The 10,236-nt window shown below is 68.3% G+C and carries 7 protein-coding genes and 2 pseudogenes; 3 read left to right on the forward strand and 6 right to left on the reverse strand.

Going from position 1 to position 10,236, the window contains the following annotated elements:
* Both QR77_RS45000 and QR77_RS11315 read right to left on the reverse strand, forming a co-directional pair.
* A pseudogene (locus QR77_RS45000) lies at nt 1-353 on the reverse strand (hypothetical protein); the annotation flags it as partial.
* A gap of 15 nt (nt 354-368) precedes the next feature.
* Nucleotides 369-902 carry a GNAT family N-acetyltransferase gene (locus QR77_RS11315; RefSeq protein WP_040021403.1) on the reverse strand — a complete coding sequence of 178 codons (534 nt, stop codon included), beginning with the start codon at nt 900-902 and terminating at the stop codon, nt 369-371.
* 190 nt (nt 903-1,092) lie between these two features.
* Between QR77_RS11315 and QR77_RS11320 the strand changes: the two genes are divergently transcribed.
* The 3 genes from QR77_RS11320 (at nt 1,093) to QR77_RS11330 (ending at nt 4,856) form a co-directional block, all read left to right on the forward strand.
* Entirely contained in the window at nt 1,093-2,334 is a 1,242-nt protein-coding gene (locus QR77_RS11320) for a helix-turn-helix transcriptional regulator (RefSeq protein WP_040021404.1), read from the forward strand.
* A 526-nt stretch (nt 2,335-2,860) separates the two neighbouring features.
* A complete protein-coding gene (locus tag QR77_RS11325; protein WP_236710603.1) occupies nt 2,861-4,045 on the forward strand; it encodes a radical SAM/SPASM domain-containing protein in 1,185 nt (394 codons plus the stop codon).
* The gene (locus tag QR77_RS11330; protein WP_236711095.1) at nt 3,963-4,856 is read left to right on the forward strand and encodes a phosphotransferase; all 894 of its coding nucleotides are present in this window, start codon (nt 3,963-3,965) and stop codon (nt 4,854-4,856) included. Before QR77_RS11325 ends, QR77_RS11330 begins: the two co-directional genes overlap by 83 nt.
* A gap of 130 nt (nt 4,857-4,986) precedes the next feature.
* Here QR77_RS11330 and QR77_RS11335 read toward each other — a convergent pair whose 3' ends face one another.
* The 4 genes and pseudogenes from QR77_RS11335 to QR77_RS11350 all read right to left on the reverse strand — a co-directional run.
* Nucleotides 4,987-6,912 (reverse strand): TIGR03960 family B12-binding radical SAM protein, encoded by a 1,926-nt coding sequence (locus QR77_RS11335; protein WP_173476291.1) that lies wholly within the window; start codon nt 6,910-6,912, stop codon nt 4,987-4,989.
* Between the two features lie 84 nt (nt 6,913-6,996).
* On the reverse strand, nt 6,997-8,535 hold the full coding sequence (locus QR77_RS11340; protein ID WP_040021409.1) for a CYTH and CHAD domain-containing protein: 1,539 nt from the start codon (nt 8,533-8,535) through the stop codon (nt 6,997-6,999).
* Between the two features lie 116 nt (nt 8,536-8,651).
* Nucleotides 8,652-9,848 carry a rod shape-determining protein RodA gene (rodA, locus tag QR77_RS11345; protein WP_040021410.1) on the reverse strand — a complete coding sequence of 399 codons (1,197 nt, stop codon included), beginning with the start codon at nt 9,846-9,848 and terminating at the stop codon, nt 8,652-8,654.
* A 3-nt stretch (nt 9,849-9,851) separates the two neighbouring features.
* Nucleotides 9,852-10,236: pseudogene (locus tag QR77_RS11350) on the reverse strand (hypothetical protein); the annotation flags it as partial.

Genomic DNA, 10,236 nt, shown 5'->3' on the forward strand with positions numbered 1-10,236 from the left:
AGCGGGGTGAGCAGACTCCGGTAGACCCACACCACCGGCACCACCAGCCCGTACATCACCACCGGCACCACCACGTACCGCCATAGCCCCACCCACGGCCACACCAGCAACGCCTTCGCCAGCCACACCAGCGCCCATGCCAGCGCCCGGCCGAGCGGCCGCAGCGCCACACGGTGCAGCCCGCGGGACGCGGCGGTCAGCAGATCCCACACCATCCGTACGGGCAGCACGAAGACCAGCACCACGATCCGCACCGGGATCCTGACGGCGGCGGTCAGACAGCCCTCGCCCGGCTCATACCCGGCCGGTGCCTGATGAGCCCCGTACGCCCGGGGCGAGTTGTCCGATTCCATATCAGCCAGGACGCGTCAGACGTCCGTTCGGATCCAGAAACGCAGCTTTCCGCCGCGCTGGTCCTCAAAGACACCACCGGCCGCCTCGATCACCTTGCGCGAGGGGATGTTGGTGGTGTCGCACGTGACGAGGACGGACTCGATCCCGAGCCCCCGCGCGACGGGCAGCGAAGCGGAGAGCATGGCGGTCGCGTGCCCCTGCCTACGGGCCCCGGGCCGTACGGCATAGCCGATGTGGCCGCCCAACTCCCGCAGATACGGGTTGAGCCGGTGCCGGATCGCGAGCCGCCCGAGAAACGCGTCACCCTCCACGTACCAGAGGGTGGTCCCCGGCACCCACCCCTCGATTCGCGGCGTCTCCTCCAGCCGCTCGGCCCGCAGCCGGGCCACATACGCGGCGAAGACCTCGGGCCGGTGCCAACTGTCCGCGTACAGCGCCATCTCATGGGCGAGCAGCGACCGTTCGTCGGCGTCCTCCTCGACGAACTCCTTCATGGCGACAAGAAAGGAGGCGTGAACCCGGACGTCGGGAGCGGTCAACTGGGGCATCGACCCATTGTGCCGTGCCCCACCACCCGACACCGCCCCGATTCGACGGCCATCTTCGGCGGAGAGCGCGCATCGAGGATCCTCCTTACTACCTTGACCACTCACATTCTTGACGGCGCATCAGCCGAGTAACTGAGAAGTCGAGTTGCGACCTTCGCGGCGTACGCTGGAAAACGGAAGGTGGTGGCGTATGTCGGATGAACTTGCCCATAACGTAAGGAAATACCGGCGCGCTGCGGGGCTCAGCCAGGAGCAGCTTGCGCACCGTGCCAATCTTTCAGTCGGCCCCATTCGACGGATCGAACAGGGCTACGACGGCGTACGAATGGAGACGCTCCACGCCATCGCTCGTGCGGTGGGCGTGAAGACGTCGGACCTCATGGCCGCCGGAGCGCCGGAGCCAGTGAGCCACAGGGATCCAAATAGCCTGAACCTGCGCGAGCTGCGTATCGCGCTTACGCCGGCGATCAGCCTTGCTTCTACGGTCGCGCCGGTCGGCCAAGAACCGGATCTCCGCCGTCTGCGACGCATGACGCACGACAACTCGGTCCTCTACTTCGAAGACAGCTACAAGAGCGTCGCGGCCGATCTGCCCGTCCTCATCAGGGCCGCGAACGATGCGGTGGCGTACTACGACTCAGGAGAGGACCAGGCAAAGGCGCTCGTGGCGCGCTCCCAAGCCCTCAACCTGGTGGGCCGGTACCTGACGCAGATCAGACAGTACGACCTCGCCCACGCGGCGGCGAGGGGAGCCATCGAGGACGCCAAGGCGGCAGGGAACTCGCTCGTCGCCGGCTCCGGGGTCGGCGGGATGTGCTGGCTCCTGGTGCGCACCGAGCGCTTCGACGAGGCCGAGGACGTCGCCGTCGCCACGATGGATCTGGTCGAGCCGAAGATCACGGGCGCTACGCCCGACGAGTACGCGACGTGGGGCGGTCTAGCCATGGAAGCCGCCGCTGCCGCAGTACGCAACAACCGTCCGCAGGAGGCAAAGGCGTTCCGTAAGGCCGCCGGCACTGCCGCGAAGGCGATCGGTACGACGCACAGGAATCTGCTGCGCCACTGGTCAATGTTCGGGCCGGTCACCGCTTCCATGAAGGAACTCGAAGACTTCATGATCGCAGGAGACGCGCGATCAGTCGTCCGGAAGGCAGACGAGCAGGAAGCTCTCCAGGAGAAGTCCTGGAAGCGACTCGGCGGGCCGAGTACCAACGACGGGAATCGTTACCGCCTGGACCTGGCTCGCGCTCAGGTTCGCACAGGCGACCCAACGGCCGCCATGGATGAATTGACGCGCCTGGATCAGATCGCACCCGAGTGGTTCCGTCACCAGTCGTCCGCGGCGATCACCTTCGAAGAAGTGACGAAGAAGCGCCGCACGCTCACTGCGGAGATGCGCGAGGTAGGCGCTCACCTGGGCGTCTTCGCGTAACCGCATGGTCCCAGTGCACTTCTGACGAAGCATCGCCAGAAGTGCACACTGTTCTGTGTCTGGTCGACTACGGACAGCTTCCGTAGCTTCCCATTCATGGTGAGCAACCAGCAGACCGAAACCAACCGGTCGGCTCAGGGCGAAGCCCCGACTCTGGTGGAAGCGACAGCCAATCGTGTGGACGCACGGACGGCTGCGGCGAACCCGCCGCCCGGCACCCCGGCGAGCAGTGGGTTATGTGCAATCGGGCCATTACTCCCGCGGGACACTGCGGCCTCGGCCGCCCGGGACCTGCCGCTCGACCGCTCGCCGTGGCGGGATGCGGCGTGTGTGCCGCACTCGTCAATGAGCGCGAGAAGGCGCGCGCCAAGGGGGACGTGCGGACCGTGCGGCACCGTAACAGCGAGCTGGGGAACTGCCCGCACCGTCGCTCGACCGACCGGCGCCCCGAGGTGACCTCTTGGGTTGGCGCGGACCTCCGCGACGCCGAGTGTCCTCGCCCGCGCCGGCGGGACTGTGTATCGGCATGGTCGTGTACGACCACTCTCAGCAGCGGGTCGGTGTGATCGACGACTTCGTCGGCCCGCTGGCGAACTTGTCGCGCCCCACCGGCCTCACCTGGCAGAGCCGCTGGGTCTCGCTGCGCCAGGTCAACCGATTACGAGCAGTGCCAGCTACGAGCGATCGGCAGACTCCACGAGCAGCAGCGGAAAGGGCTGATCACATGAGGCGAAGCGCGGTTGCCTCCGCCCGCCCCGCTCCCACGGCTTTTCCTGGCTTCGAGGGGAACACCCTGGAGCCACCGAAAGCACAACCAGTCAACGAAGAGGGGCGTGCTATGGCAACGTCCATTGAAGCGTTACAGAGCGAGCGGACCACTACTCGCCTTCTGTGGCTGGACCTGACGCGCAAGTGTCAGCTCGAATGCACCCACTGCTACAACGAGTCGGGGCCAGACGGTACCCACGGCACCATGACCCGCGACGACTGGATCGGAGTCTTGGACCAGGCCGCCTCCTGTGGTGTGCGGAACGTCCAGTTCATCGGTGGGGAGCCGACCATGCACCCGGCCTTCGCCGACCTGGTCGACCACGCGTTGAACATCGGCCTGGGAGTTGAGGTCTACAGCAATCTGGTACATGTCTCGGCCGAATGCTGGGAGCTGTTCCAGCGTCAGGGGCTCACCCTCGCCACGTCCTACTACTCGGACCGGGCCGAGGAGCACGACGTGATGACCAACCGCCCGAGTCATCGCCGGACACGGGCGAACATCGAAAAGGCGGTCAGGCTCGACATCCCTTTGCGTGTTGGGATCATCACGGACAAGGGGCGTGACGCCGGTGCCGTGCGACGTGACCTTGAGACCCTGGGCGTAGCCAAGATCGGCGTCGACCGCATCCGGCCCTTCGGACGGGGTAAGCAGGATCAAGCTCCGGACGTGGCCAACCTCTGTGGCCGGTGCGGCGTTGGCAGAGCCGCCATCGGTCCCACCGGCGAGGTGTCCCCATGCGTCTTCTCCGGCTGGATGGGCTTCGGCAATGTCAAGGACACCCCACTCGCGGCTATCCTCACCGGCAGCGCCATGAAGCGTGCCAACACGTCCATCCGGGCTGAAGCCGGGGGTGACGATGATGATGACGACAACGACGACGACAACGACGACGAATGCAGCCCCGGCTTCCCGGGCACTGAATGCAGCCCGAGGAACTGAAGACCTCATGACTCGCAACGATCCAGGGCCGGAGTTCTGGACCCTGCTCCACCCGCACACAGGAGACCTGACGGGCTTTCAGCCGACCTCGCGTGGGTTCAGCTCGGATGTCACAGCCCTCGTCGAGTGCGAGAAGGGTCGGTTCTTCGTCAAGGCCGTACGCAACCGACCCGGAGGCCGGCGTGACTCGATCATCCGGGAAAAGCTGATCAACCCGGCCGTGTGTCCCATCTCTCCGCCTCTGCGATGGCACGCGGAAGATGACACATGGCTCGCACTCGGCTTCGATCGGGTCGACGGGCGGAAGTCTGATTTCGCCCCCGGCTCACCCGATCTTCCCGCGATCGTTGACACGATCAACCGGATCGGAGAACTGGATCTACCGGCAGTGGCCGGCGGCTGGCCCGAGACTCGCTGGAACCGCTTCGCCGCGGATGAGGCGGACGCCTCTCTCTTCGAAGGCGAAGCCCTGCTCTACACCGACATCAACCCGAGCAACCTGATGATCGGGGATGAGGGCACATGGGCGGTCGACTGGTCGTGGCCCACCCACGGTGCGGCGTTCATCGACCCGGCTTGTCTGGTGGTGCAACTGATCTCGGCGGGACAGAGTGCCGAGTGCGCCGAGTCCTGGGCGTCCGGCTGCGCGGCCTGGGCGAACGCGGACCCGAAAGCGATCGACGCGTTCGCCGCGGCCACGCTGCGTATGCACCGCGCGTTCGCCGAGCGCAAGCCCGATGCCTCGTGGGTCAGGGCCATGGCTGAGGCCGCCCGGTCCTGGGCCACTTACCGGGGCATGTCAGGTGAGTGAACCGAGCGCCACGTTCCTAAGGTAGGGCTGACGACAGGAACCCGACCGCGGAGATCGAGACGCCCCGGCCGCCCGTCGTTTCCCATGACGGACGGCCGGGGCGCATCGCTCCGCATCTCGCGGGTCAGACCTACTTGACCACCGTCAGCGGCAGCAGCTTCTTGCCCGTCGGGCCCACCTGGATGTCCAGGTCCAGTTGCGGGCACACCCCGCAGTCGAAGCACGGGGTCCAGCGGCAGTCCTCGACCTCCGTCTCGTCGAGCGCGTCCTGCCAGTCCTCCCAGAGCCAGTCCTTGTCGAGGCCGGAGTCCAGGTGGTCCCAGGGCAGGACCTCCTCGTACGTGCGCTCGCGCGTCGTGTACCAGGCGACGTCCACGCCCGTTTCCGGGAGCGTCTTCTCGGCGCAGGCCATCCAGCGGTCGTAGTTGAAGTACTCGCGCCAGCCGTCGAACCGGCCGCCGTCCTCGTACACCGCGCGGATCACGGCCCCGATGCGGCGGTCGCCGCGGGAGAGCAGGCCCTCCACGATGCCGGGCTTGCCGTCGTGGTAGCGGAAGCCGATCGAGCGGCCGTACTTCTTGTCGGCGCGGAGCTTGTCGCGGAGCTTGCCGAGGCGTTCGTCGGTCTCCTCGGCGCTGAGCTGCGGGGCCCACTGGAACGGGGTGTGCGGCTTGGGTACGAAGCCGCCGATCGAGACCGTGCAGCGGATGTCGTTCTGGCCCGAGATCTTGCGGCCCTCGGCGATGACCTTGACCGCCATGTCACCGATCTGGAGGACATCCTCGTCGGTCTCGGTGGGCAGGCCGCACATGAAGTACAGCTTCACCTGCCGCCAGCCGTTGCCGTACGCGGTGGAGACCGTACGGATCAGGTCCTCCTCCGAGACCATCTTGTTGATGACCTTCCGCAGCCGCTCGGAGCCGCCCTCGGGGGCGAAGGTGAGGCCCGACCGGCGGCCGTTCCTGGTCAGCTCGTTGGCCAGGTCGACGTTGAACGCGTCGACCCGGGTGGAGGGCAGCGACAGGCCGACCTTGTCCTCCTCGTACCGGTCGGCGAGGCCCTTGGCGATGTCGGCGATCTCGCTGTGGTCCGCCGAGGAGAGCGAGAGCAGGCCGACCTCCTCGAAGCCGGTCGCCTTCAGGCCCTTCTCGACCATCTCGCCGATGCCGGTGATGCTGCGCTCGCGCACCGGGCGGGTGATCATGCCCGCCTGGCAGAAGCGGCAGCCCCGGGTGCAGCCGCGGAAGATCTCCACGGACATGCGCTCGTGGACGGTCTCGGCGAGCGGTACGAGCGGCTGCTTCGGGTACGGCCACTCGTCGAGGTCCATCACGGTGTGCTTGGACACCCGCCACGGCACGCCGGACCTGTTCGGTACCACGCGGGCGATACGGCCGTCGGCCAGGTACTCGACGTCGTAGAAGCCCGGGACGTACACCCCGCCGGTCTTCGCGAGCCGGAGGAGGACCTCCTCGCGGCCGCCGGGGCGGCCCTCCGCCTTCCAGGCCCTGACGATCTCGGTGATCTCCAGGACGGCCTGCTCGCCGTCGCCGATGACCACGCAGTCGACGAACTCCGCGATCGGCTCGGGGTTGAAGGCGGCGTGGCCGCCGGCGAGCACGATCGGGTCGTCGAGCGTGCGGTTCCTGGACTCCAGCGGGATGCCCGCGAGGTCCAGCGCCGTCAGCATGTTGGTGTAACCCAGCTCGGTCGAGAAGCTCAGGCCGAAGACGTCGAAGGCCTTGACCGGGCGGTGCGCGTCCACCGTGAACTGCGGGACCTTGTGCTCCCGCATCAGCGCCTCGAGGTCGGGCCAGACGCTGTACGTGCGCTCGGCGAGGACGCCCTCGCGTTCGTTCAGCACCTCGTACAGGATCATGACGCCCTGGTTGGGCAGCCCGACCTCGTACGCGTCGGGGTACATCAGCGCCCAGCGCACATCGCACTCGTCCCACGGTTTGACCGTGGAGTTCAGTTCACCGCCGACATATTGGATCGGCTTCTGCACATGCGGGAGCAGAGCTTCGAGCTGCGGGAAGACCGATTCGACAGACATCACACGGCGACTTTCGTGGGCTGGCAAGGGACAACGGGCGGCTCGGACGGCCGGTACAGGTGGCCATCCAGCCTACCCCGGTGGTCAGCCGCCCAGCGCCGCCCGCCATTTCCGGGCCGACGACTCCGCCCACACCCTGGGCAGTTCGCGCTCGCGGTCCTCGGCGCGCGCCTCCTCCTGCCCGTACAGCAGGCCCCAGGTGAACGCGGTCTCGTTCGCCGCGTGCGCCTGGATCGCCAGGGAGCGCAGCTCCGCACGGGCCACCACACTGTCCTGGTGCTCGCCGAGCACGCTCTGCACGGCCTTCATCCGCTTGGAGAGGTGCTTCGCCGGGGTGCCGAGGGCGGGGCGCCCGGCGTCGGCCGCGTACCGTGCGCGTTTCGCCGCCTTGCGCGCGTTGTGCAGCGCCACATCGCGATCGGTGCCGGGAGCGAGCGCCAGCGCGTACTCGATCCGGCCGGCGAGCCGGTCGTAGTCCTTGAGGATCGCCTTCGGCAGCACCTTCGCCGGCTTCCCGGCCGCCGCCTTCCGCAGCGGCGGGTCGGCGAGCAGCGCGTCGATCGCGTCGAGCAGCGCCAGATAGCGGTCGCTGTCGAGTGCGGCGAGCGTCCTGTTCCGTGAGTCGACCCGCTCCGCCATGCCCCAGATCTGCATACGGGCGCGTACGGGCCCGAGGAGCAGCGCCCGGTCCACCGCGTCGATCCGGGACGTCAGGTGGGTCTCCAGGACCTCCTGGTCGCGGTCCACGCCCAGCTCTCCCGCGAGCCACTTCAGCTCGTCGGCGAGCGGTCCTGTCAGCGACTTGTCGAGGATCTTGTGGTACGAGCGAAAGGCCGAGCGCATCCGCCGGGTGGCGACCCGCAACTGGTGTACGGAGTCGGGCAGGTCGCGGCGTACCTCCGTGTCGCGGCGGACGATCGCGTCCGCCTGCTCCCGCAGGTAGGCGAGCACATGGTCGCCGGCGGTGACCGGCGGGCGCCCCGCCCTGTCCCCCGGTTTCCGGGGTACGGCCTCGCCCAGCGCCCTCGCCAGCTTCGACGGGGCGGAAGCGGGGCGTACGTCGGCCTTGCGGAGCTGCTTCTCCACCGCGTCGAGGAGCGCGGGGTCGGCGCCGTCGGCGAGCTCCACCTCGACCTCGGTCCAGGAGGTGAGCTGTACGGCGTCCCCGGTGAAGCGCCGGCCGCTGACCGTGTCCACGCTCACCTCGGCGAGCGGCCGGCCCTTGCTGTCGAGCAGGTGGCTCAGGGCGCGGGAGGAGCGCAGCCGGACGACGGGGGCGAGTTCGCCGCGCCGGACGCGGGAGCGCAGCAGCCGGGCCAGCTCGTCGGGCAGGGTCTCGGCGAGCGGCGCCTGGATCTCGTCACGGATACCGGTGGAGACCGGGAACTTGAGGTGCCAGCCCTCGTCGGCGCCTCCCGTTCTGCGCCGGAGCGTGACGGAGTCCGCCGCCAGGCGCAGGTCAGGGGTGTCGTAGTAGACGGCGTCGAGTTCGACGACGCCCTTGTCGGTGAGGGACGAGACTCCGCGTACGCGGGTCAGATCCGGCAGCCTCGGTGGGGTGTCGGCGTCCGGCCACTCGGGGAGTTCGTACTTCCGTTCGATCTCTCGCTTGGTGTCCGCCATGTATCGAATCTAACCGCCATGAGCCGGTCCAATCATGCCGATGCCGCCGTACGGGATACGGCGGCATCAGTGGAGGACCTACGAGGACGTGCGAGGACGTCGGAGTACGTGCGAGGTCAGGCCGACATCGGCCGCTGCACCCGGATCGACTGGAGCAGCCCCACCGCTATCCAGACGGCGAACATCGACGTGCCTCCGTACGACACGAACGGCAGCGGCAGACCGGCGACCGGCATGATCCCGAGCGTCATGCCGATGTTCTCGAACGCCTGGAAGGCGAACCAGGCGATGATCCCGGCCGCCACGACCGTGCCGTACAGCTCGGTCGTCTCCCGGGCGATCCGGCAGGCGCGCCACAGCACGACGCCGAGCAGGAGCAGTATCAGCCCCGCCCCCGCGAAGCCCAGCTCCTCACCGGCCACGGTGAAGACGAAGTCCGTCTGCTGCTCGGGCACGAACTGCCCGGTGGTCTGCGAGCCGTGGAAGAGCCCGGTACCGGTGAGCCCGCCGGAGCCGATGGCGATACGGGCCTGGTTGGTGTTGTAGCCGACGCCCGCCGGGTCCAGATCCGGGTTGGCGAAGGCGGCGAAACGGTTGATCTGGTACGTGTCGAGCACCCCGAGCGCGGCCACCAGGACAGCACCGATCACCCCGGCGCCGACCAGGCCGAAGATCCAGCGCTTGGGGGCGCCGGAGGCGAGCAGCGCGCCGAGCACGATGACCACCATGACCATCACGGAGCCGAGGTCGGGCATCAGCATGGTGATCGCCATCGGGGGCACCGCGATGGCGAGGGCCTTGACGACGGTCCGGTGGTCCGGATGCTCCTGGTCCCCCGCGTCCACCCGGGACGCCAGGATCATCGCCATCCCCAGGATGATCGTGACCTTCACGAACTCGGAGGGCTGGAGCGAGAAGCCGGCGATCACGATCCAGGCGTGCGCGCCGTTGATGGTGGAGCCGAGCGGGGTGAGGACCAGCAGGACGAGCAGGACGGAGAGCCCGTAGAGCACCGGCACCGCGCCGCGCAGCGTGCGGTGGCCCAGCCAGATCGTGGCGATCATCAGGGCGATCCCGATGCCGGTGTTGAGCAGGTGACGCAGCAGGAAGTAGTACGGGTCGCCCTGGTTGAGCTGGGTACGGTTGCGCGTCGCCGACCACACCAGCAGCGAGCCGATGAGTGAGAGCAGCAGGGACGAGAAGAGCAGCGGCCAGTCGAGCCTGCGAACCAGGGAGTCGCGGGCGGCGAGCCTGGCCCAGGTGCCGCGCTCGGGTCCGTATCCGGAGACGGAGAAGCCACTTGTACCGGCCATGGCTCAGTCCCTCCGAGCGGACAGTGTGGGGGCGGGCAGTGCGGGAAGCGCGGGTGGGCCGGCGGCGGCGGGCGGGTTGGCCGCGACCTGGGCGGTGTCCGGATCGCCGGGGTCGTCCGCGTCGGCCTCGGGGTCGTCCGGATCCGCCTGCGTGCCGTCCGGCGCGACCACGCCGCCGTCCGGGACGACCTTCGGCGGTACGTACGGCTTGACCGTCGGCGCGTCGATGGAACCGTCGGACAGGATCTGCGGCAGCGCCACCTGCGGCATGGGCATCATGGCCTTCCTCAGGTTCTGCTTGCCGTCCGGGGTCAGCCCGTACATCGCCTCGTAGATCCCCGCGCACGGGCCGGGCCCCGAGGCCCCGAGCCCGTACCCACCCGTGGGA

Origin of the sequence: Streptomyces sp. 150FB (genome assembly GCF_000818195.1) — a bacterium.
In the GTDB taxonomy this organism is placed as follows: domain Bacteria; phylum Actinomycetota; class Actinomycetes; order Streptomycetales; family Streptomycetaceae; genus Streptomyces.

Coding starts and splice junctions, on each gene's coding strand:
- QR77_RS11315 (WP_040021403.1), bottom strand. CDS start 902: ATGCCCCAGTTGACCGCTCCCGACGTCCGGGTTCACGCCTCCTTTCTT.
- QR77_RS11320 (WP_040021404.1), top strand. CDS start 1,093: ATGTCGGATGAACTTGCCCATAACGTAAGGAAATACCGGCGCGCTGCG.
- QR77_RS11325 (WP_236710603.1), top strand. CDS start 2,861: ATGGTCGTGTACGACCACTCTCAGCAGCGGGTCGGTGTGATCGACGAC.
- QR77_RS11330 (WP_236711095.1), top strand. CDS start 3,963: ATGATGATGACGACAACGACGACGACAACGACGACGAATGCAGCCCCG.
- QR77_RS11335 (WP_173476291.1), bottom strand. CDS start 6,912: ATGTCTGTCGAATCGGTCTTCCCGCAGCTCGAAGCTCTGCTCCCGCAT.
- QR77_RS11340 (WP_040021409.1), bottom strand. CDS start 8,535: ATGGCGGACACCAAGCGAGAGATCGAACGGAAGTACGAACTCCCCGAG.
- rodA (WP_040021410.1), bottom strand. CDS start 9,848: ATGGCCGGTACAAGTGGCTTCTCCGTCTCCGGATACGGACCCGAGCGC.